The 20,645-nt window shown below is 70.6% G+C and carries 22 protein-coding genes and 2 pseudogenes; 12 read left to right on the top strand and 12 right to left on the bottom strand.

The genetic code is table 11. The features are described from left to right. Nucleotides 1–6: 6 nt before the first annotated feature. Nucleotides 7–201 carry an MbtH family protein gene (locus tag LCH29_RS33115; RefSeq protein WP_446465385.1) on the top strand — a complete coding sequence of 65 codons (195 nt, stop codon included), beginning with the start codon at nucleotides 7–9 and terminating at the stop codon, nucleotides 199–201. A gap of 111 nt (nucleotides 202–312) precedes the next feature. Next, on the top strand, nucleotides 313–723 hold the full coding sequence (locus LCH29_RS33120) for a CoA-binding protein (protein ID WP_446465449.1): 411 nt from the start codon (nucleotides 313–315) through the stop codon (nucleotides 721–723). Between the two features lie 76 nt (nucleotides 724–799). Here the strand turns inward: LCH29_RS33120 and LCH29_RS33125 are convergent, their stop codons facing one another. Together LCH29_RS33125 and LCH29_RS33130 are read right to left on the bottom strand one after the other, a co-directional pair. Beyond that, nucleotides 800–1,354, bottom strand: a complete 555-nt coding sequence (locus LCH29_RS33125; protein WP_446465386.1) for a YbaK/EbsC family protein — start codon at nucleotides 1,352–1,354, stop codon at nucleotides 800–802. 44 nt (nucleotides 1,355–1,398) lie between these two features. Next, nucleotides 1,399–1,971, bottom strand: a complete 573-nt coding sequence (locus LCH29_RS33130; protein ID WP_446465450.1) for a helix-turn-helix domain-containing protein — start codon at nucleotides 1,969–1,971, stop codon at nucleotides 1,399–1,401. A gap of 114 nt (nucleotides 1,972–2,085) precedes the next feature. Between LCH29_RS33130 and LCH29_RS33135 the strand changes: the two genes are divergently transcribed. Together LCH29_RS33135 and LCH29_RS33140 are read left to right on the top strand one after the other, a co-directional pair. Further along, nucleotides 2,086–2,952, top strand: a complete 867-nt coding sequence (locus LCH29_RS33135; RefSeq protein WP_446465387.1) for an EamA family transporter — start codon at nucleotides 2,086–2,088, stop codon at nucleotides 2,950–2,952. Between the two features lie 39 nt (nucleotides 2,953–2,991). Further along, nucleotides 2,992–3,537 carry a gamma carbonic anhydrase family protein gene (locus tag LCH29_RS33140; RefSeq protein ID WP_123103448.1) on the top strand — a complete coding sequence of 182 codons (546 nt, stop codon included), beginning with the start codon at nucleotides 2,992–2,994 and terminating at the stop codon, nucleotides 3,535–3,537. 24 nt (nucleotides 3,538–3,561) lie between these two features. Here LCH29_RS33140 and LCH29_RS33145 read toward each other — a convergent pair whose 3' ends face one another. Continuing rightward, nucleotides 3,562–4,251 carry a DedA family protein gene (locus LCH29_RS33145; RefSeq protein ID WP_123103446.1) on the bottom strand — a complete coding sequence of 230 codons (690 nt, stop codon included), beginning with the start codon at nucleotides 4,249–4,251 and terminating at the stop codon, nucleotides 3,562–3,564. Nucleotides 4,252–4,432: 181 nt separating this feature from the next. Then, nucleotides 4,433–4,885 (bottom strand): DUF4442 domain-containing protein, encoded by a 453-nt coding sequence (locus tag LCH29_RS33150; RefSeq protein WP_446465388.1) that lies wholly within the window; start codon nucleotides 4,883–4,885, stop codon nucleotides 4,433–4,435. A gap of 84 nt (nucleotides 4,886–4,969) precedes the next feature. Between LCH29_RS33150 and LCH29_RS33155 the strand changes: the two genes are divergently transcribed. Both LCH29_RS33155 and LCH29_RS33160 read left to right on the top strand, forming a co-directional pair. Further along, nucleotides 4,970–6,037, top strand: coding sequence for a hypothetical protein (locus LCH29_RS33155; protein WP_446465389.1), 1,068 nt, complete (start codon nucleotides 4,970–4,972; stop codon nucleotides 6,035–6,037). A 59-nt stretch (nucleotides 6,038–6,096) separates the two neighbouring features. Next, entirely contained in the window at nucleotides 6,097–7,389 is a 1,293-nt protein-coding gene (locus tag LCH29_RS33160) for an MFS transporter (protein ID WP_446465390.1), read from the top strand. 36 nt (nucleotides 7,390–7,425) lie between these two features. Here LCH29_RS33160 and LCH29_RS33165 read toward each other — a convergent pair whose 3' ends face one another. The 3 genes from LCH29_RS33165 to LCH29_RS33175 form a co-directional block, all read right to left on the bottom strand. After that, nucleotides 7,426–8,274, bottom strand: coding sequence for a spermidine synthase (locus LCH29_RS33165; RefSeq protein WP_446465391.1), 849 nt, complete (start codon nucleotides 8,272–8,274; stop codon nucleotides 7,426–7,428). 247 nt (nucleotides 8,275–8,521) lie between these two features. Next, nucleotides 8,522–9,706 (bottom strand): elongation factor Tu, encoded by a 1,185-nt coding sequence (gene tuf, locus LCH29_RS33170; protein WP_446465451.1) that lies wholly within the window; start codon nucleotides 9,704–9,706, stop codon nucleotides 8,522–8,524. Between the two features lie 103 nt (nucleotides 9,707–9,809). Further along, entirely contained in the window at nucleotides 9,810–9,971 is a 162-nt protein-coding gene (locus LCH29_RS33175; protein WP_446465454.1) for a hypothetical protein, read from the bottom strand. A 174-nt stretch (nucleotides 9,972–10,145) separates the two neighbouring features. Between LCH29_RS33175 and LCH29_RS33180 the strand changes: the two genes are divergently transcribed. Continuing rightward, nucleotides 10,146–10,850 carry a TVP38/TMEM64 family protein gene (locus tag LCH29_RS33180; protein ID WP_446465392.1) on the top strand — a complete coding sequence of 235 codons (705 nt, stop codon included), beginning with the start codon at nucleotides 10,146–10,148 and terminating at the stop codon, nucleotides 10,848–10,850. Nucleotides 10,851–11,035: 185 nt separating this feature from the next. Then, on the top strand, nucleotides 11,036–11,908 hold the full coding sequence (locus LCH29_RS33185; protein ID WP_446465393.1) for an undecaprenyl-diphosphate phosphatase: 873 nt from the start codon (nucleotides 11,036–11,038) through the stop codon (nucleotides 11,906–11,908). A 315-nt stretch (nucleotides 11,909–12,223) separates the two neighbouring features. Here LCH29_RS33185 and LCH29_RS33190 read toward each other — a convergent pair. The 3 genes and pseudogenes from LCH29_RS33190 to LCH29_RS33200 all read right to left on the bottom strand — a co-directional run bounded on the left by LCH29_RS33190 (nucleotide 12,224) and on the right by LCH29_RS33200 (nucleotide 15,645). Continuing rightward, nucleotides 12,224–13,312 (bottom strand): annotated as a pseudogene (locus LCH29_RS33190) (integrase core domain-containing protein). Nucleotides 13,313–13,709: 397 nt separating this feature from the next. Continuing rightward, on the bottom strand, nucleotides 13,710–13,847 hold the full coding sequence (locus tag LCH29_RS33195; RefSeq protein WP_266567769.1) for a hypothetical protein: 138 nt from the start codon (nucleotides 13,845–13,847) through the stop codon (nucleotides 13,710–13,712). Nucleotides 13,848–14,061: 214 nt separating this feature from the next. Further along, nucleotides 14,062–15,645 carry an ATP-binding protein gene (locus LCH29_RS33200; RefSeq protein ID WP_446465394.1) on the bottom strand — a complete coding sequence of 528 codons (1,584 nt, stop codon included), beginning with the start codon at nucleotides 15,643–15,645 and terminating at the stop codon, nucleotides 14,062–14,064. 693 nt (nucleotides 15,646–16,338) lie between these two features. On the opposite strand from LCH29_RS33200, the pseudogene LCH29_RS33205 reads away from it, so the two are divergent. Next, nucleotides 16,339–16,476: pseudogene (locus LCH29_RS33205) on the top strand (undecaprenyl-diphosphatase); the annotation flags it as partial. 215 nt (nucleotides 16,477–16,691) lie between these two features. Here LCH29_RS33205 and LCH29_RS33210 read toward each other — a convergent pair. Both LCH29_RS33210 and LCH29_RS33215 read right to left on the bottom strand, forming a co-directional pair. Further along, entirely contained in the window at nucleotides 16,692–17,345 is a 654-nt protein-coding gene (locus tag LCH29_RS33210) for an HAD family hydrolase (RefSeq protein WP_446465395.1), read from the bottom strand. Nucleotides 17,346–17,349: 4 nt separating this feature from the next. After that, nucleotides 17,350–17,967 (bottom strand): flavin reductase family protein, encoded by a 618-nt coding sequence (locus tag LCH29_RS33215; protein WP_446465396.1) that lies wholly within the window; start codon nucleotides 17,965–17,967, stop codon nucleotides 17,350–17,352. Between the two features lie 113 nt (nucleotides 17,968–18,080). On the opposite strand from LCH29_RS33215, the gene LCH29_RS33220 reads away from it, so the two are divergent. The 3 genes from LCH29_RS33220 (at nucleotide 18,081) to LCH29_RS33230 (ending at nucleotide 20,615) form a co-directional block, all read left to right on the top strand. Next, nucleotides 18,081–18,911, top strand: a complete 831-nt coding sequence (locus LCH29_RS33220) for a recombinase family protein (RefSeq protein WP_446465397.1) — start codon at nucleotides 18,081–18,083, stop codon at nucleotides 18,909–18,911. 430 nt (nucleotides 18,912–19,341) lie between these two features. Next, entirely contained in the window at nucleotides 19,342–19,614 is a 273-nt protein-coding gene (locus LCH29_RS33225; protein ID WP_446465398.1) for a hypothetical protein, read from the top strand. A gap of 83 nt (nucleotides 19,615–19,697) precedes the next feature. Then, nucleotides 19,698–20,615 (top strand): ketopantoate reductase family protein, encoded by a 918-nt coding sequence (locus LCH29_RS33230; protein WP_446465399.1) that lies wholly within the window; start codon nucleotides 19,698–19,700, stop codon nucleotides 20,613–20,615. The last annotated feature ends 30 nt before the right edge of the window (nucleotides 20,616–20,645 follow it).

The following is a 20,645-nucleotide window of genomic DNA, read 5'->3' on the forward strand; positions in this document are numbered from 1 at the left end:
CAGCTCATGGACGACAACGCCCGCTTCCAGGTGCTCCGCAACGACGAGGACCAGTACTCCCTGTGGCCCGCCGACCTCGACGTCCCCGACGGCTGGCAGACCGTCGGCAAGGAGGGCACCAAGGACGAGTGCTCCGCCTACGTCGACGAGGTGTGGACCGACATGAGGCCGCGCAGCCTGCGCGAGCGCATGGCCTCCTGAACGAACCCCGGCACCCCGCCGGGGAATCTCCGGGGCGCGGTGTCCGTTTCCGCCCATGAGCAGGCCGGACACCGCACCCCGCAGGAGGAACCCATGGACGGCATGGATGGCATGGACGGCGACGCAGCGACGATCCGCACCATCCTGGACGAGCTGGGAGAGACCTGGGCGGTCGTCGGCCTGTCGTCCAACCAGGCCCGCGCGGCGTACGGCGTCGCCGGGGTGCTCCAGCGCCACGGCAAGCGCGTGGTGCCCGTGCACCCGAAGGCCGAGACCGTACTCGGCGAGCCGGGGTACGCCACGCTCGCCGACATCCCGTTCCCCGTCGACGTGGTCGATGTGTTCGTCAACTCCGAGCTGGCCGGGCCGATCGCCGACCAGGCGGTGGAGATCGGCGCCAAGGCGGTGTGGTTCCAGCTCGGCGTCGTCGATCCGGCGGCGTACGAGCGGACCCGGGCGGCGGGTCTTGAGATGGTGATGGATCGCTGCCCCGCCATCGAGATCCCACGGCTGGGCCGGTAAAGGGGTTGGGGCGGCGCGGCCCGGCGGCTGGCGTCGTTCCATGATCCCGGCGCCGGGGCTGACCGCCGCTCGACCGCTACGCGCCGAGCCCCTCCAGCACCACCGCGCCCGGCAGCCCGGCGAGGACCTTGCCCGGCACGATGAGCTTGCCCCGGCGGCTGCCGCTGCCGATGAGCGCGTACGGGATGTCGGCGACGGCGGCGTCCAGCAGGAGCGGCCAGTCGGCGGGCAGCCCGATCGGGGTGATGCCGCCGAACTCCATCGCGCTCTCGCCGGTCGCCGTATTCGTAGGCGCGAACGACGCCTTGCGGGCGCCCAGATGGCGGCGTACGACCCCGTTGACGTCCGCGCGGGTGTGGGCCAGGACCAGGCAGGCGGCGAGCGTGACCTCGCCGCCCCGCTTCCCGGCCACCACCACGCAGTTGGCCGACTGTTCCAGCAGCCAGGAGCCGTAGTTCTCCACGAGCACGGCGGTGTCGGCCTTGTCCGGGTCGGTGTCCACGTACAGCACCTGCTCCACCGGGTCGGTGCCGCGCCAGTCGCGCAGCGCGGCGGCCACCGGGGCGGTCAGCAGGTCCAGGCACTCCACGGCGGGACGGACCTCGTCGAAGGCATCCATCGGGGTAGGCATGCGGCTCAAGCTAGCAGGCCGGAGGGGGTGCGCAGGTCCGCGTATCAGCGGGCGGGCGGCACGGACACCGCCATGGTCATCTCCACCGGTACGTCCCCGTCGTTGCGGTACGTGTGCGGGGTGTTGGCCTCGAAGGCGGCCGAGGTGCCCGTCGGCACGGTGTGCGTCCGGTCCCCGACGACCAGGGTCAGCTCGCCCGCGGTCACCCGCAGCAGCTCGAAGGTGCCGGGCGGGTGCGGATCGGAGCTGCTGCCGTCGCCGGGCATCAGCCGCCACTCCCACATCTCCAGCGGCCCGTTCGCCTCGGTGCCCACCAGCAGCGCGGTGTAGCTGCCCGCCTCGGTGGACCACATCCGCACGGCCTGGTCGGCGGGGACGAAGGTCACCTGGGGTCCCTGCTCGTAGTCGAGCAGCGTCGTGATGCTCACGCCGAGGGCGTCGGCGAGCTTCACGGTGGTGCCGACGCTGGGGTTCGTACGGGCCTGCTCGATCTGGATGATCATGCCCCGGCTGACCCCGGCACGGGCGGCGAGGGCGTCGAGGGTGTAGCCGCGATCGTTGCGCCAGCGCTTGAGGTTGCGGGCGAGCGATTGCGTGAGCTGATCGAGGTCCGTCACGGGCATCCCGTCCATCATCGAGGCCGTCCACTATCGTGAATGGCATAGTCGAACAAAGTGAACTACGGTGGGGTGTACTCCAGCGTCCATCACACTGTACGGCGAGGTCTCTCCATGTCCGCACTCTTCGCTCTTGCCACCAGCCTGATGTGGGGGCTGGCCGACTTCGGCGGAGGGCTGCTCACCCGGCGCACCCCCGCGCTCACGGTGGTCGTCGTCTCGCAGGTCATCGCGGTGACCGTACTCGGCGCGATCGTGGTGGCCACCGGCGGCTGGTCCGAGGCCGGGCCGCAGCTGTGGTTCGCCGCGGCGGCGGGTGTCGTGGGTCCCGCCGCCATGCTCTGCTTCTACCGGGCGCTCGCGCTCGGCCCGATGGGCGTCGTCTCCCCGCTCGGCGCCCTGGGCGGGGTCATGGTGCCGCTCGGGGTCGCGATCGTGCTCGGCGAGCGGCCCGGGCTGCTCCAGCTGGCCGGGGTCGTGGTGGCGGTGGCCGGGGTGGTCCTGGCCGGCGGGCCGCAGACCGGCGGAGCCCCCGTCCAGCGGCAGACCCTGCTGCTCACCCTGGTCGCGGCGCTGGGCTTCGGCTCGGTGATGGCGCTGATCGCCGAGGCGTCCACCACCGTGACCGGGCTCTTCCTCGCACTGTTCGTGCAGCGGGTGTGCAACGTGGTGGTCGGCGGCACCGCGCTGCTGGTCTCCGTACGGCGCGGCACCCCCGCACTGCCCGAGGGCGGCCTGCGCGTCGTCGCGGCGTCCCTGCCCGCGCTGGCCTTCGTGGGGCTGGCCGACGTCGCCGCCAACGGCACCTACAACCTGGCCGCCCACTCCGGACCGGTCACCATCGCCGCCGTCCTCGCCTCGCTGTACCCGGTGGTGACCGCGCTCGCCGCCCGCGGGCTGCTGGGCGAGCGGCTGCGCGCGGTGCAGGCGACCGGCGCCGGGCTCGCCCTGGTGGGCACCGTACTGCTGACGACGGGTTAACGTGCCGGGGACGGGAGTTGCGGACCGAAGGAGACGGCAGTGGCGGAGCGGGCGCTGATCGCGGGAGTGGGCGGCAAGGAGCCGAAGGTCGATCCGGAGGCGTTCACCGCCCCGACCTCCGTGGTGATCGGCGATGTGTCGGTGGCCGCGGGAGCGAGCGTCTGGTACCACGCCGTGCTGCGCGGGGACGCCGAGTCGATCAGCGTGGGCGCGCACAGCAACATCCAGGACAACTGCACCGTCCACGCCGACCCCGGCTTCCCCGCCACCGTCGGCGAGCGGGTGACGGTGGGCCACAACGCGGTGCTGCACGGCTGCACCGTCGAGGACGACGTCCTGGTCGGCATGGGCGCCACGGTCCTGAACGGCGCGCACATCGGCGCGGGCTCGCTGATCGCCGCCCAGGCGCTGGTACCGCAGGGGATGCGGGTACCGCCGGGCTCGCTGGTCGCGGGGGTTCCGGCGAAGGTCCGGCGCGAGCTGACCGAGGAGGAGCGGGAGCACGTGCGGCTCAACGCCGAGGGCTATGTCGAACTGGCCCGCCACCACCGTGCGGCGACGGAGGAGCGGGCCGGTCGGGAGTGACGGACCAGGAGTGACGGAAAGGTGCTACTCGGCGGCCGGGACGGGCTCCGGCTCGGCCGCCTCGGCGCCGGTCCCGGCGGTGGCCGCCACCGGCTGCGCCGCCGCCTTCTGCTGCGCCTTCTTCGTACGCCACTTCATCAGCAGCATCGAGCCGAGGCCGAAGCACAGGGCAGCCACGAGCCCGAGGTAGGAGAAGCGCTTGAGCCAGTCCTCGGCGACCTTGCCGACCGAGTAGATGACCGCGGTGGTGCCGCCCGCCCAGACGATGCCGCCGAGCACGTTGGCGATGGCGAACTTCCAGTACGGCATGCGCAGCACGCCCGCGAGCGGGCCCGCGAAGATGCGCAGCAGCGCGATGAAGCGGCCCACGAAGACCGCCCACATGCCCCACTTCTGGAAGGACCGCTCGGCGCTCGCCACGTGCTCGGCGCTGAAGTGCTTGGGGAATTTGCGGCCCAGCCAGGCGAGCAGGGGCTGACCGCCCTTGCGGCCGATCACATACCCGATGGAGTCGCCGATCACCGCACCCGCGATGGCGCAGCTACCGAGGATGTAGGGGTTGATGTGGTCCTGCGAGGCCGCCAGCAGCGAGGCGGTGACCAGGATGATCTCTCCGGGGAGCGGGATGCCCAGGCTTTCGAGGCCGATGACCAGACCGACGAGCAGATACACACTGATCGCGGGTACGGTTTCAAGCCATTCCTCGATGTGCAACGCCGGATCCCTCCCGTATGCCGATCCATGGTCGGCGCACGCCCGATCGAGCGCACTCGGGAAGCGTACTCAATCGGCGCGTCCGCCACATTCCACGATGGGTGGTCCCGGCCACATCGGCTCGCCGGACGGCGCCGTACGAGGGGACGTACCCCCGTACGAGGGGGACGGAGGCCGGTCCTCAGCCCTGCGGCCGCAGCGTCCAGGTGACGGACATCTCCCCGGTGACCGCTCCGTCCTCGCGCGTGATCTCGATCCGTACGGGGAATTCGGGGCGCTCGCCCGCGTCGAGTCCCGCCACCACCTCGGCCACCGGCCGGCCGAGCCGGGCGGTCGCGGTGACCGGGCCCTTGGCGAGCTTCTTGTAGTCGATCTCGGCGCGCACGGCCAGCGGCACGGCGCGCTGGAGCTGGTCGCCGAAGGCGGCGAGCACGACCGCGCCGGACGCGGATTCGGCCAGGGTGAACATCGCCCCCGCGTGCGGGCCGCCGACGTGGTTGTGGAAGTCGGGCTGGTCGGGCAGGCGCACCACGGCACGTTCGGCCGACGCCTCGGTGAACTCCAGGTTCAGGGTGCGGACCATGGGCACGGTGGCCGCGAGCATGTCGCCGATGGACGGCAGGGTCTCTGACATGACCTGGAAGTTACCATCGAGTAGAAAACTGGGGAAAGGGGCGGCCGTAGCCGCCGCCCGCGCCCCCATCTATCGTTATCGGCCATGTGGCCAGGACAGCAGCCGCCCGGGGGCGAGCAGAACCCGCAGGATCAGAATCCCTATCAGCAACCGGGGTATCAACAGCCCAACCCATACCAGCAGCCGGGTTACCAACAGCCGAATCCGTATCAGCAGCCACAGCCGGGCTACCCCGGCCAGCCGGGGCAGCAGCCGGGTTACGGACCGCAGCAGCACCAGCCCGCACACGGCTGGAACACGTCCTCCGGTCCGGCCGGGGCGCCGCAGCCGCCACAGGACAAGAAGAAGCGCACGGCGACCATCGCCATCGTCGCCGCGGTGGCGGTCGTCGCGGCGGCCGTGATCACCGGCGTCGTCTTCCTGAACCAGGACGACGGCGGGGACGACCAGGCCAAGGACGGCCAGAAGCCCGCCGGCTCCTCGTCCGCCGCCTCCTCCGGCCCGGCCGAGGCCCCCTCCGCCGGCGAGGAGGACAACCCGCGCGCCGGTGGCGACGCGGCCGAGGTGAAGCCGGTGATCCCGGGCTGGAAGACGGTCGTCAACCCCAAGCGCCACGACGCCTTCGACGTGCCCGCCAACTGGACGGTGAAGAAGCCGGACCTGAGCATCGGCTTCGAGGACGACAAGGGCAACCCGCTCGTCATCATGTCCGCACCGGCCAAGTTCAAGGAAGAGGCCTGCACGGTCACGGACGAGGACGGCGAGAAGGACACCAGCGGCATCGCCGGGGTCGGCACCAAGGGCGCACAGGGCGCCAAGACCGAGGCCGAGGCCGCCGAGACCGAGGCCAAGAACTGGGTCTTCGCCGCCTTCGACCAGAAGGAGACCGGCACCCGCAAGGTCACCAAGGCCAAGCCGTTCAAGAGCGACCACGGCCTGAAGGGCCAAACCGCCACGGCGACGGTCACCGGCGTCAAGAAGACCGACAAGTGCGTCACGGACGGCAAGGCGGTCACCGTCACCTACACCGACGTCAACGGCGACTTCGCGACCTGGGTGCTCTACTCCGCCAAGGGCGTCAAGGACGAGGTCTCGGACGCCACCATCAAGAAGATCATGAGCACGCTGCGCCCGGTGAAGTCCGAGGGCTGATCGACGCGGCCGGAATGGGGTTGGACGCCGGGGCCCGCCCCCGGGGATAGTTCCGCTGCGTGACCACTCCCCCGGCCCCGCATCCCCGACCGCACCGGCCCGCCTGGGCGGGTCGCAACTACACCCTGCTGACCGCCGCCGCGGTGGTGACGGGCCTCGGAAACTCCGGGGCCCTCATCGCGGCGGCGTTCGCGGTGCTGGACGCGGGCGGGGACGGCGGCGACATCGGGCTCGTGGCCGCGGCCCGTACCCTGCCGCTCGTCGCCTTCCTGCTGATCGGCGGCGCGTTGGCGGACCGGCTGCCGCGGCACCGGGTGATGGTCGCGGCCAACGCCCTCAACTGCGCCTCGCAGGGCCTCTTCGCGGTGCTCGTGCTCTCCGGCGAGGCGCGGCTGTGGCAGATGGCCGCGCTCGCCGCGCTCGGCGGCATCGGCCAGGCGTTCTTCGGCCCCGCCGCCGAGGGCATGCTGTTCTCCAGCGTCACCTCCGAACAGTCCGCCCGCGCCTTCGCGTTGTTCCGGATGGGCCTCAACGGCTCGCAGATCGGCGGCGCCGCGCTCGGCGGCGCGCTGGTGGCGATCGTCGGCCCGGGCTGGGTGCTGGCCGTCGACGCCGCCGCCTTCGCCGTCGCCGGGGCGCTGCGCGCGCTGCTCGACGTCGGCCACATCGCGCCACGCGAACCCGGCGGCGGCATGCTGCGCGATCTGCGCGAGGGCTGGCGGGAGTTCATCGGCCGGCCCTGGCTGTGGTCCATCGTGGTGCAGTTCTCGGTCGTCAACGCCGTGGTGGCAGCGGCCGAGGCGGTGTACGGGCCGCTGGTCGCCGAGGAACACCTGGGCGGCGCGCGGCCCTGGGGGTTCGCGCTCGCGGCGTTCGGCGCGGGCACCGTCGTCGGCGGGCTGACGATGATGCGCTGGAGGCCGCGGCGGCTGCTGCTCGCGGGCACCCTGTGCGTGCTGCCGTTCGCGCTGCCGTCGGCCGCGCTCGCCGTCCCGCTGTCCGCGCCCGCGCTGTGCGCGGTGATGTTCGTCGCCGGGGCGTCGGTCGAGGTGTTCGGGGTGTCCTGGATGAGCGCGCTGCACCAGGAGATCCCCGAGAACAAGCTGTCCCGGGTGGCGGCGTACGACTGGCTGGGCTCCATCGCCATGGTCCCCGTCGCCACCGCCCTCGCGGGCCCGGCCGAGAGCGCCTTCGGGCGGACCACCGCGCTGTGGGGCTGCTCGGCGCTGATCCTGCTGCTGACCCTGGCGGTGCTGTGCGTACCGGACGTACGAAGGCTGCGGCGCCGCGCATCGAAGCCGGTCGCCGAGGGGACGGCCGCCACCGAGCTGACGGCGGCGCCGGACCGCTGAGCCCGCCCCGTACGCGACGGGGCGTACGGCGGACCGTCAGCCGACGCTGAACGCGCCGCCCGGTGGCTCCGGCGACGGCACCGCGTCCTCGTCCCGCACCGGCGCAGCGTCGCCGGTGAACCGCTCCAGCGCCGCCCCGTACTCCACCCGCGCCGGAAACGCGTCGGCCGCGGTACGCCGAGCCAGCGCCCCGACCGGCAGCTCGCTCTGCGAGGCCACCAGCACCGCGTTCCCGAACCGGCGGCCGCGCAGCACCGCGGGCTCCGCGATCAGGCACACCTCCACGAACACGCTGCGGAACGTGGCCACTTGGGAGCGGAGGAAGGTGAACGGAGCGCTGTCGGCGAGGTTCGCCGCGTAAGCGCCCCCGGGGCGCAGCACCCGGGCCGCGGCGCGCGCGTACGCGACCGAGGTGAGGTGCGCGGGCACCCGCGACCCGCCGAACACATCGGCCACGATGACATCGGCCGACGCGTCGGGCGCGGCCTCCAGCGCCGCGCGGGCGTCCGCCCGGCGCACCGTGATGCCCGCGCCGTCCGGCGGCAGCGGCAGCTGCTCGGCGACCAGCTCCAGCAGCCCGCCGTCCGCCTCGATCACCTGCTGCCGGGAGCCGGGCCGGGTGGCGGCCAGATAGCGGGGCAGGGTCAGCGCCCCGCCGCCCAGATGCAGGGCGTCGAGGGGCGCGCCGGGCTCGCCGGTCGCGTCGAGGACGTGGGCGAGCCTGCGCGCGTACTCGAACTCCAGGTGGCCGGGGTCGTCCAGGTCGACGTACGACTGCGGCGCGCCGTCCACCGTGAGCAGCCAGGCGCGCGGCCGGTCCAGGTCGGGCATCAGCTTGGCGGTGCCGTGGTCCACGGTCCGGGTCACGGGTATCGGCTCGTTCACCGTCCCATTGTGCCGTCCCGGGCGGACCACGGCTCCCGCTCACCCACGGGGCGAGCGGGAGCCGGTCGCCAGGGGGTGTCGTGCCGATCATGCCGGGCTCGCGACGCCTGGCACGGCATCTCGCGGCCCCGCGCTCGTCGCTCCCCCAGCTACCGCTGGGAGATGCCCCCTCGCGCCTCCCCCAGCTACCGCTGGGCGGTGCCCCCTGACGCCGCTCGCTGATCCGGCCTGATCGACAAGACACCCCCTACGGCTCGACGGTGAGCACCGTGCCCGCGCCCACCGTGCGGCCGCCCTCGCGGATCGCGAAGCCGAGCCCCGGCTCCAGCGGCACCGCGCGGCCCAGCTCTACCGTCAGGGTGACGGTGTCACCGGGGCGGGCCACCCCGGCGGCCCCGAGGTCCACCTCGCCGACCACATCGGCCGTGCGCAGGTAGAACTGCGGCCGGTAGCCGGTGACCACCGGGGTGCGGCGGCCGCCCTCGGCCGCCGACAGCACGTACACGCTCGCGGTGAAACGCCGCCGGGGTACGACGCTGCCGGGCGCGGCGACCACCTGGCCGCGGCGCACCGCGTCCCGCGGCACCCCGCGCAGCAGCAGCGCCACGTTGTCCCCGGCCTCGGCGGACTCCATGGGTTTGCCGAACGTCTCGACGCCCGTGACGACCGTCGTCACGTCCGCGCCGGGCACCTCGACGCGGTCGCCGACACGCACCGTGCCGCGCTCGACGGCGCCGGTGACCACCGTGCCGCGGCCGGTGATGGTCAGCACGTTCTCCACCGGCAGCAGGAACGGGGCGTCGGTGTAGCGCACCGGCGTCGGCACGTAGATGTCGACGGCGTCGAGCAGCGCCTCGATCGCGCCGGTCCACCGCGGGTCGCCGTCCAGCGCGCGCAGCCCGGAGACCCGTACGACGGGCGTGGTCGCGCCGGGGTAGCCGTGCGCGGACAGCAGCTCGCGCACCTCCAGTTCGACCAGGTCGGTCAGCTCGGGGTCGCCCGCGTCGGCCTTGTTGAGGGCGACGACGATGTGGTCGACCCCCACCTGGCGGGCGAGCAGCACGTGTTCGGCGGTCTGCGGCATGACGCCGTCGAGCGCCGAGACGACGAGGATGGCGCCGTCGAGCTGGGCCGCACCCGTCACCATGTTCTTGATGAAGTCGGCGTGGCCGGGCATGTCGACGTGCGCGTAGTGCCGGGTGTCGGTCTCGTACTCGACGTGCGCGATGTTGATGGTGATGCCGCGCGCGGCCTCCTCCGGCGCCCGGTCGATGCGGTCGAACGGCACATAGGTGCCGCCGGTGCCGCGCTCGCTGAGCACCCTGGTGATGGCGGCGGTGAGGGTGGTCTTGCCGTGGTCGACGTGGCCCATGGTGCCGATGTTCAGATGCGGCTTGGTGCGCACGTAGGTCTGCTTGACCGTCTTGGGCAGGGCGGACATGGGGTGTTCCTCCTCGGAACGACAGGGGAAACGCGGACCCCGGGGTCTGGCCGACCCTCCCCCGGTGGGGTCCGTCGGAGTCGTCCGAGGAGGGTCAGCTTCGAGCGCCGTCGAGGTGGTCGGCTGTCACGGCCGCGGCGGCAGCGAATACCGCTGCGGCGGCGCCGGAAGAGGTGATGGCAGCCTTCGGCGCGTCCGCGACCGCGGACGTCGTCACGAGGAAGGCATACCGGAACATGCCGTGATCATTGCGCACCGTTCGGTCCCCGTCGAATGGTTTTCGCGGCGCACGGGGCCGGTGCGGCGCAGGCGAACCCCTGATGTCCGGGAGGTTGTTGTCCGGCCGTCCCGTGTATCGGTCCGTCGACAACCAGCCGACGAGCGGACGACATCACAGCGTGCCCGCGGCCCGGTCGGTTACGCTCCCCCGATGCTCGATGTCGCCGTACCCGCCCCGAAACCGGCCGTGCGCCGCGCCCGCGCCGTGCTGTTCTCGCCGTGGTCACGGCTGGGGCTGCTCGCCGCACTGCTGGCCGGTGCCGCGACCGCGGTGTGGGTGTGGCGGCCGCACCGGCTGCTGGCCGACGGCTGGCCGCCGCAGATGTCGGGGGCGGCGGCCGTGGTGCTGTTCGCGGCCGCGTACGGGCTGTGCACCGCCGCCCTGGTGCCCAGGCCGCTGCTGAACCTGGCGGCGGGTGTGCTCCTCGGCGCCCAGGTCGGCCTCGCGGCGGCCGTCGCCGGGACGGTGCTCGGCGCCGGGATCTCGTTCGGCCTGGGCCGAGTGCTCGGGCAGGACGCGCTGCGTCCGCTGCTGCGGGGGCGCTGGCTGGGCGCGGCGGACCGGCAGCTGAGTCGGCACGGCTTTCGCTCGATGCTGGCGATCCGGCTCCTCCCGGGCATCCCGTTCGCCGCCGCGAACTACTGCGCCGCGATCTCACGGATGGGCTGGCCCGCGTTCCTGCTGGCGACCGGGCTGGGCTGTGTGCCGAACACGGCGGCGTACGTGGTGGCGGGCGGCCACGCGGCCTCGCCCGCCTCGCCCGTCTTCCTCATCGCGCTGGCCTGCATCGCCGTACCGGCCCTCGGCGGGCTCATCGTGGCCTGGCGCAAGCGCGGCCGCCTGCGGGGCGCGTGAGTTGATGGCCCACACGGCTGAAGAGGTCCTCGGACCGGGCCGTTGGCGGGCCGTCCACCCGGGGACGCTACGCTGCCACCACAACCGGTTGCCGGTCCCCGGCCATCGGCCTCCCCTCGGCCGCCCCGCCTGTTCCGGCATGCCCCGGAGCAGCGCATGATCAGCCTTTGGATAGCGTAGACGCAATGTCGTGGTTTGAATCATTCATCCTCGGGCTGGTCCAGGGGCTGACCGAGTTTCTTCCGATCTCCTCCAGCGCCCATCTGCGCCTCACTGCCGCCTTCGCGGGCTGGAACGACCCTGGTCCCGCCTTCACGGCCATTACCCAGATAGGCACCGAACTGGCGGTGCTCATCTACTTCCGCAAGGACATAGCCCGGATCGTGAGCGCCTGGTTCCGCTCCTTGTTCAACAAGGAGTGGCGCGGCGACCACGATGCCCAGATGGGCTGGCTGGTGATCGTCGGCTCGATCCCGATCGGTGTGCTCGGTCTCACACTTCAGGACGCGATCGAGGGCCCGTTCCGCGATCTGCGGCTCATCGCCACCACCCTCGTCGTGATGGGCGTCGTCCTCGGCTACGCGGACCGTCGGGCCGCACGCGACGAGACCGGCGGCAAGCACCGCGTCGCCAAGCAGCGCAAGTCGCTCCAGGAGCTGAGCGTCCGGGACGGACTGATCTTCGGTATATGCCAGGCGATGGCGCTCGTTCCCGGTGTCTCCCGGTCCGGCGCGACCATCAGCGGTGGTCTGCTGATGGGCTACACCCGCGAGGCCGCGGCCCGCTACTCCTTCCTCCTCGCCGTCCCGGCCGTACTGGCCTCCGGGATCTTCGAGCTCAAGGACGCGTCCCAGGGACACACCGCGTGGGGCCCGACCCTCTTCGCGACCGTCATCGCCTTCGTCGTCGGCTATGCCGTCATCGCCTGGTTCATGAAGTTCATCTCCAGCAAGAGCTTCATGCCGTTCGTGATCTACCGGGTCCTGCTGGGCCTGGCACTGTTCGCCCTGGTCGGCCTCGGTGTGCTGAGCGCCCACGCGGCCGAGTCGGCGGGCTGAAACCGGGCCACACAGGTAGCGCTATCTAGCATTTCCTAGCGCCTGATTGCAGCACCACGCCATGATCATCTCCCACTTGTCTCCCACTTATCTCCCATCGGGGAGGCGGGATACGCCCCACTAGGACGTGTGCGTCCGCAAAGTAGGGGATGACGCGGAAGGGCCCGCACGGCCGTGCGGGCCCTTCCATACAGAGGGTGGAGCGAGTCAGCTGAGGTTCATGTCCGGCCTAGGCCGCGACCCTCGCCACGAGGAAACGCAGCCGCTCGTCCACCGTGTCCCATCCTGTGCCGTTCAGAAACCCGTTGCGGCTTGTCAGGCCGCGTATCTGTACTCGTTGATCAGGCCGCCAAGGACACGCGTGCGGAGTAGCCATCGTCTGTTCTTCAGGTCGGTCAACGGCGCGGTCTGGTCGCCGGCGAGTGGAGGCAGCTGCCCTCGAGCCTGATGCGGGCGATGCCCGTTGTAGTGCTGAGCATAGGTTTCGACAACGTGTCGAGCGTGGGCCTCGTTCCAGAGCAACACGTGGTCGAGGGCCTCGCGCCGTACCGTCCCGATGACCCTCTCGCAGTGCGCGTTCATCCGCGGGGACCGCGGGGCGCTCTTCACGGTTTCGATGCCCTCGGCCGCGAAGACCGCGTCGAAGGACTCTGTGTATTTGCCGTCCCGGTCGCGGATCACAAAACGCAGCGACTCGAAACGCACGCCCAATTCGACGGCGAGGTTGCGTGCCTGCTGAACCGTCCACTGTGCGGTCGGATGCGCAGTCACTCCAGCAACGTGGAGGCGGCGCGTGCCGTGCTCAAGGAAGACCAGCGCGTAGACGCGGCGAAGATCCACCAGGTCTATGTGCAAGAAGTCGCAGGCGATGATGGTCTCGGCCTGGGATGTCAGGAACTCGCGCCATGTCGGCCCGGCGCGGCGGGGAGCCGGGTCGACACCGGCTGCCGTCAAGATCTTCCACACCGTGGACGCGCCGATCCTGTGGCCCAGCCGGTCGAGCTCTCCCTGGATCCTGCGGCAGCCCCAGCGCGGGTTCTCCCGCGCCAACCGCAGCACCAACTCCTTCACGGCTTTCGCTGTCGCTGGCCGGCCCGGCTTGATCCGGCACTCGCTGTAGTCCCATCTGCGTGCAACAAGACGTCGATGTCAGCCGAGCAACGTCCCTGGTGTCACAGGGAACACTTGCGCCCAGCGACACCGGGGTATCAGCGAGGACAATGCCGCGAACCACAACCGGTCCGCCCATTGGTAGCGCACCGGACTCACAAATTGCCTGCGCAGCACCGCGTTCTCGTGCCGGAGCACGAGCAACTCAGCGTCTCTGGCCACCCGCCGACGCAGCAGCACCGCTGGTACCGACAGAAGCTTCCGCGTGACCCGATAAACCAGTGAAACGATCACCTGAACATGGTCCCAACACGCCAGCTGATCCCGTCATACCGCCTACGACCTGCAGCGACGCATTTCTGAACGGCACACGTTCCAGTGAGGCCATGTAGCTCAACAGCGTGCGCGCCGCCTCACCTTGTTGACTCGTCAGTAGGTAAGGCAGTGGCCGGATGCGGTCTTCGGCGCAACCTTCCCAACGCGCGCCGAAGACCGCCGGTCACTGCGCGTACCCCGTCTGGAGCGACAGCGCGCCACCCGTTTCACTCGAGCAGCGCAGCACCAAGAGCCCCCGCAGCATCCTCCAGGGCCCGCGTCACCACCGTCCCCGCACGACGGTTCGGAACACTGACGAGGGTTGGCGTACGCCTGACCGTGGTTCCGGGGACGAGGTAACGGGCGCTCTGCCGCCTCATCGCTGGTCGAGAGACGCGACCCCGGCTGCCATGGCCTTCTGGGCACCGGAGGCGAGGCTACCTGGGGCGCCGATGCGGCCCAGGGCGTCCCACTGCTCGGGGGTGACCAGAACATCGATCTTGATGTCCTCCACGGGACCGAAGGTGCCGTCGGCGCGCTTGTCGAAGAACGTGCCGCGGCCCGCCCCAGGGTTTCATTTGCTGACACGGTGCGGACGTGTCAGCACCGAACTGCCGTGATTCCTGGCTGCCGAGCCCCTCCAGCTCCCGCACCGAACCCGTGCCGCTCCGGGAACACGGCCACGGGAGGAAGATCCGGGGGCGCTCCTGGCTGAGGTCTCCCGGCCGTCAGGCGCGCAGCAGGGTGACGGTGCGCCCGGAGGGCGTGGTCTGCTGCGAGAAGGCGGTGCGCTCGTGGACCGGGGCTGCCTTCGGGCGGGTGTCGAAGACGACGAGGGTGCCCGTGGACAGCTCCATGCGGTCCAGGTAGTCGTCCAACTGTGCCAGCCCCTCGGCGAGGGGGTCGGTGCGGCCCTGGCGCCACACCTTCAGCTCCAGCGCCTCGCGCTGCACCGCCCGCGAACCGTCGGCAGCGGTGTACGGCTGGCGAATCAGCAGGTCCACACGCCGCCGGCCGACCCCGTACTCCCGGTCGATGAAACCCGCCCCGTTCACGATCCGGTGCAGGTAGGCCATCATCACCAGCTGTGCTGCGGCCTCCGGGTAGGTCGAGGCGGTGGCCAGGATCTCGCCGTTCTCCCGCCAGAACTCGGCGAAGGAGCACAGCAGCTTGTCCATGTCGATCCGGCCGTCCGGCAGCCGGAAGCTGCTCGGGGCGGCGACGACCTGGCCTTCCGTGTTGTTTCCCAGGACCCGGACAATGACCTCCTGGTAGATCGGATTGGCCACCCGCACCGGCGCGTCCGGAGCGACCAGCCCCAGGTCGCGCACGTACGCCAGATCGTCGTCGTACGTGTCCGTCGGCAGGAGCAGCTCGCCCGCGATCACCGGCTGGATCACCCGCCGCACCCGGTCCTCGCCCAACCTGGCGGCCAGCGAGTCCAGATGCGTCGCACGCGCCAGGATCAGCCGCTCCTTCGCCTCCTCCATGTGCTCGGCCGTGATCGGCGTGTCCGACGGCACCCCCATCTCCTCGACGACCTCCCGGGCCAGCGCGTTGACCAGCCACGGTTGTCCCTGGGTAAAGCTGAAGGCACGCTCCAGCGCATCCACCGTGAAATCCTGGCCCGTCTGCGTGGTGTGCTGCCCGTACAGCTCGGCGACCTCGGCCTCGGTGAAGTCGCCCAACCGCAGCGACGCCACCTTGATGTTGAACGGACTCGACGTACCAAGCCGCCCCGGATCCCCGCCCGAGGCCGCCTTGTAGTCACGCACATCCCGCAGCCCGCACAGCACCACCGCATGCGGGAAGCCGCCACGGCTGACAGTGAAGCCGTTGCGCAACTGGCGCAGCACACTGCGCAGGCTCTCCCCCCGCAGCGCGTCGATCTCGTCGAAGAACAGCACCAGCGGACGCGGACAGCCCCGCACCCAATGCGTCAGCCCCCGCTGGAGCCGAGCCCCGGGCACCGCGTCGGGCCAGGAGGCGGGGGGCGCGAGCTCATCGGGAAGCCCGGCGGACTCCGCGGACTGCCGGATCGCTTCCAGTACCAGCAGCTCGGCCTGGCCGTAGTCCTCTCCGGCGGGCTCCGCGTTCTCGCACGAGAAGTGCAGCGCCGCGTACCGGCCCGAGGCCGTCAGTTCCCGGGCCATCGCCGCCAGCGCAGTCGTCTTCCCGGTCTGCCGTGGCGCGTGCACCACGAAGTACTGGCCCTGCTCGATGTACCCGCGGGCCCTGGGCAGCCGCTCCTGGGCCGGCACCATGTAGTGACGCGTGGGGACGCACGGCCCGGCCGTATTGAAGTAGCGCATACCTCGCACGCTAGCCGACGGCACCGACAACATGAGGCGACCGTGCACCCGACCACCGGCTACACCGCCCCGTACAGACACGAGTGCCACAGCAGCGGCGCCCCGGTACAGGATCACCCGGCGGACAGACGCAGAAACGCGGCCAGCGCCCGCTGGGGTGCGGTGACCACTGGAGCGCCTCCGGCGACCGCCAGGGCACGCAGGTCACCGCGGCACAGCTCTTCACGTGCCGGTCAGCTCATCCGGGGCACCGTCGTCGTCCCAGTCGGCCTCATACATCCTGCCCTTGCCGAAAATCTCATCCGGGCTGGTGAGCGACCGGGGCGCGCACTGCGGCCAGCGCCTTGTTGGACAGTTTGGCCGCGGGTCAGGGGCCGGTTCCCCGCGACCACAAACGCCGGAAAGCGGCTGTACCTGCTTCGTCACGGCGGCAAGGAGTGGCTGGATGAAGATCGACACAGTCGCATCGCCGTGGAGACCGCATGGGCCGCGAGGTCGCCGGCGTGGAAGGTCTCTACTCGCCGTTGCCCTGGCCATGGAACAGGAGATTGCCGATTCGCTGCAAAGCAGGTGGCTGCGCCGTTCGTGGTCGGCGAGGGAGAGCACTGGAAGGCGCCATCTCCCGCTGCTCTACCATTCGATCTTGAAAAGTGATGGAAAACAGCAGGTCAAAGCCGCTCAGGACACGTCGACATCGTTTCGTTCATGAAGTTCATCTCCAGCAAGAGCTTCATGCCGTTCGTGATCTACCGGGTCCTGCTGGGCCTGGCACTCTTCGCCCTGGTCGCCTTCGACGTGCTGAGCGCCCACGCGGCCGAGTCGGCGGGCTGACCTTCAGCGTCATGTGGGGGGATGGGCCGCCGGCCGAGGAGGGAGGAGGTCCGGCGGCCCCTTCGCTCAGGTCTGGCGCCCCCTGAGCGGTATGCGTCGAGTCAACCGCCACGCGGCGCGCGGCGGGAGGGTGTGCGATAGATATATGCAAGCACTCTGATCACACGGGGTGTGAAAGCATCACACTCCGTACGACCTCTCCCCTGAGCTGCGGCTCAGCCTTCCCTCATCCGTTCCCTCACCAGCTCGACCAGCTCCCCCAACCCGGCGATCCGCCAGTCCGCCCGCGCCGCATCGTCCCCGGCAGCCCACAGGTGTCCCCAGGGCCCCCGGCGGATGTGCGCGGCCCGCAGCCCGGCGGCCTGCGCCGCCCGGATGTCGAACGCCGGATGGTCGCCCACGTACAGCGTCCGGTGCGGCGCGGCCCCGCCCAGCGCGACGACCCGCTCGAAGAACCCCGGATCGGGCTTGGCCACGCCCCACTCCCCGGACGTCGCGACGGCATCCACCGGAAGCTCCAGCGCACGCAGCAGCTCCCCCGTGCGCACCGGCTGGTTCCCGGCCACCACGATCCCTACCCCCAGCGCACGCAGCTCCCCGAGCGCGGGCCGCGCGTCCGGATACAGATCGCCCTCCCCCAGCCACTCCCCGCGCCCCGCCGCGTCCCACGCCCGCCGCTCCGCGGCGACCTCGACCCCCGGCTTGACCAGCCGGATCGCCTCCCCGTCGTCCCGCCCCTGCGCGACCACGGCCCCCACCAGGGCGGACAGCGTATGCGCGGGCACGCCGAGCCAGTCGGCCCACGCGGCCCAGTAGCGGTCCTCCCGCACCAGCGTGGACCCGACGTCGAACGCCACCACGTCGATCAACGCACTACCTCTTCCCCGCCTCCCCGTTCTCCCCCGCCCAGTCCGCGTACCGGACCCGCTCGATCTCCAGCACCTCGCCGACCGTTCCCCACTCGTTCTTCCCCAGCCGCGCCAGCGGCCGCAGCCTGCCCACCTCCGGGTGCCCGTCGACCATGACCCCGTCATCGACCGCGGCATGCACCACCCGCCCGAACACCACGGTCGAGTCCCCCAACAGCACGGTGCTGTGCAGCTCGCACTCCAACGCCACCGGCGACTCCGCCACCCGCGGCGGCCTCACCCGCACACTGTCCTCCCGCGCCACCCCCACCGCCTCGAACTCGCTCACCCCGCGCGGAAAGTCCGTAGCCGTCCCATTGATCGTCTCGAACATCCGCTCCGGCGCGAGGTTCACCACGAACTCCCCGGTCTCCTCCACATTCCGCAGCGAGTCCTTCCGCCCGACGGAGGTGAACTGCACGACGGGCGGGGACACGCAGGAGACGGTGAAGAAGGAATGCGGGGCGAGGTTCGCCGTCCCGGTGTCCGGGTTGATGGTGGACACCCAGGCGATGGGCCGAGGCACGACGACCGAGGTCAGCAGCTTGTAGAAGGGGTTCTCAGGATCAAAGTCGATACGCATACGCCCCAGTATCCGCAACCCGGCAGCCCACCCCAACAACGCCCCGCAGCCCCCTGAGTCCCATGGAAGGTGCCGGTACCGGAAGGCACGAGCATCCGGAGCTGAGCACCACCATGTCCGCCGCACCACTGCGGGACGACTTCGAGATCCCGCCCCAGGCCCGCCGCGGCCGCGCCACCCTCAACCCGTACGACCAGCTCACCGCGTACATCCCCAAGCGCCCCGGCGCCTACCTGCGGATCTCTTCCGGCCGCTTCGACCTCGAAGCCGGCGTCGACCGCCAGCACGAGGATGCCGAAGACACCCGCAGCCGACTGCAATGGGGCCCCTGCGCCAAGATCTACAAGGAGAACGACACCTCCGCCTTCAAGAAGCGCACGGTGGTCCGGGACGACGGCTCGATCGACTGGGTGGTCATCCGCCCGAAGTTCCGCGAGCTCCTGGCCGATCTGGCCAGCGGGGTCATCGACGGAGTGATCTTCTACGACCTGGACCGCCTGGTCCGCCAGCCCAGGGACCTACAAGACCTGATCGACATCGTCGAGTACGTCCAGCGACCGGCCGTAGGCGCGACCGGCGGCCGGATGAACCTGATCAACGACAGCGACCGGGGCAGGGTCCAGGGCCGCATCGCCTACGGCTGGGTCCGCAAGGGACCGGACAAGGGCACGCTCATCCCCGAGGAGTCGGGTGTCGTCGTTCGGCATCTTCGACGACTGCCGGGTGCTGTTCGACGAGGACGGCCACCCGTTGCTCGGCACCTGGGAACGCATCGTCGAACCAAACCTGTGGTCCCGGATCAAGTTCGAACTCCAACTGCGGCGGCAGAACAATGGCATCTCGAAGGGCACCAGCTGTCCGCCTGTCACGGGCCGATACCTCCTCTCAGGCATCCTCAAGTGCGGGAAGTGGTGCGCAAACCTCGAACACGAATCAGCTCGTAAGCAGAATCTCCTACGCCGCTGGAGTGAAGGCACCCTGGAGGAAGCAGGGCTGACAGAGGAGGACTTCTTCACCATGTTGTCCGGCCTCAACAAGAAGATCTCACGACTCCGCGATGCGATCACCGCCGCAGAGTGGAGGCCTGGTGGACGTGGTGCTCTTCGACGGCAACCAGCGCGACGAGGCAGCCTGGGAACGTTTCCTGGACGAGCATCTGGGGCCCTCCCGTGGTCTTCGGCGGGCCGCACGTCAAGGTCCAGCCCGAGCAGACCGCCGCTCACCCGCTCGTGGACGCTGTCCTCCAAGGTCCTGGGCAGAACTCCATGCTCGACTACGTGCGATCCCTCCTGGGTCGCGTACGCAGGCGGGACGTGCCGGGGCTGCTGGCGGAGCGAGGGCGTCGAGTCGGGCAGTGACCGGGTCCTTGCGGACGTGGTCGAGAAGGAGATCACCCGGCCCGAGATCCTCGACGTGGCGCCCGAGATCGCCGACGCGGGCATCCTGGGCTCCTACACGTTCATCGTCGGCTTCCCGGGTGACCAGCTTGCTGCCCAAGGGCAGAAACTATCGGCGTACTGGTGGTGGTTCTGCCGGACCGCCCCGCTGATCGCACCCGCGTCACGCGGCCTGCCACGGCACCGGGCAAGCACCCGGCAACGCCACGTAGCAACAACTTTCAGCAACATAAGTGTTTTCGACGATTGACCTCGACGCACTCCTGGCACAGGATCTTGGTCGGCGGAAATACGGAATTGTCCGCCGGCCGATACGAAAGGACGTCGACCACTGTGAAAGGCCCGTCCGCATCACCAGTTCCTGACTCCCCGTGGACCATCGCGGTACTGGGCCCGGGGGGTGTCGGTGGACTCCTTGCCGCGCTTCTCTCGCGCGCTGGGCACCGGGTGATCGTCCTCGCCGGTGACGACACCGTACAGACGTTGCGACACAACGGCATCGAGGTGCGCAGCGGCCAGTTCGGGCACTTCACCGCGCGGGTTCAAGCCGACGTGGAATTACGCGAGCCGGTGGACGCCTGTTTCATCGCGGTGAAGCACACCTCTCTCCGGGCGGCCCTGGAGCGCTTTCCTCCCGCCTTCGCGGACGACACTCTGATCGTTCCCTTGCTCAACGGCACCGAACACCCCGACGCGTTGCGGTCCCGGTACGGTGCGCACCGGGTGGCGGGGGGCGTGATCCGTGTGGAATCCACGCGCACCGCACCGGGCGTCATCGAGCACGGCAGCCCGTTCATGGAGATCGACCTCCCGGCGAAGCCCGCGAGAGCTGACGCGCTGGCGGCGGTGCTGGATGGGGCAGGCGTACAGACCCGTTTGGTCGAGGGCGAGCAGGCCTCCCTGTGGGCCAAGCTCGCCTTCCTGGCACCCTGGGCACTGTTGTCCACTCACCATCGCGTGCCGATAGGCGCTCTGCGGACCGACCACCGCGCCGAGTTGGAAGCCCTTGTCACCGAGGTGGCAACCGTGGCCGGGGCCTGTGGGGCCACGACCTCTCCGGGCAAGGCGCTGGCGCTGTACGACGCGTTCCCCGCGGACAGCAAATCCTCCATGCAACGCGACGCGGAGGCCGGCCGCCCGCTGGAACTCGACGCGATCGCGGGCGCGGTCCTTCGGGCCGGGGACCGGCACGACATTCCCGTGCCCATCACCGCACGCCTGAGCGCCACGTTGGGCCTCGGCGCCGGGTGACCTGAATCCGCCAGTGGTGACGATCCTCTC

The sequence above is a fragment of the Streptomyces sp. BRA346 genome (assembly GCF_052851135.1).

Coding starts and splice junctions, on each gene's coding strand:
- LCH29_RS33125 (WP_446465386.1), bottom strand. CDS start 1,354: ATGCCTACCCCGATGGATGCCTTCGACGAGGTCCGTCCCGCCGTGGAG.
- LCH29_RS33155 (WP_446465389.1), top strand. CDS start 4,970: ATGTGGCCAGGACAGCAGCCGCCCGGGGGCGAGCAGAACCCGCAGGAT.
- LCH29_RS33220 (WP_446465397.1), top strand. CDS start 18,081: ATGTCCGCCGCACCACTGCGGGACGACTTCGAGATCCCGCCCCAGGCC.
- LCH29_RS33180 (WP_446465392.1), top strand. CDS start 10,146: ATGCTCGATGTCGCCGTACCCGCCCCGAAACCGGCCGTGCGCCGCGCC.
- LCH29_RS33185 (WP_446465393.1), top strand. CDS start 11,036: ATGTCGTGGTTTGAATCATTCATCCTCGGGCTGGTCCAGGGGCTGACC.
- LCH29_RS33215 (WP_446465396.1), bottom strand. CDS start 17,967: ATGCGTATCGACTTTGATCCTGAGAACCCCTTCTACAAGCTGCTGACC.
- LCH29_RS33120 (WP_446465449.1), top strand. CDS start 313: ATGGACGGCGACGCAGCGACGATCCGCACCATCCTGGACGAGCTGGGA.
- LCH29_RS33200 (WP_446465394.1), bottom strand. CDS start 15,645: ATGCGCTACTTCAATACGGCCGGGCCGTGCGTCCCCACGCGTCACTAC.
- LCH29_RS33135 (WP_446465387.1), top strand. CDS start 2,086: ATGTCCGCACTCTTCGCTCTTGCCACCAGCCTGATGTGGGGGCTGGCC.
- LCH29_RS33115 (WP_446465385.1), top strand. CDS start 7: ATGGACGACAACGCCCGCTTCCAGGTGCTCCGCAACGACGAGGACCAG.
- LCH29_RS33150 (WP_446465388.1), bottom strand. CDS start 4,885: ATGTCAGAGACCCTGCCGTCCATCGGCGACATGCTCGCGGCCACCGTG.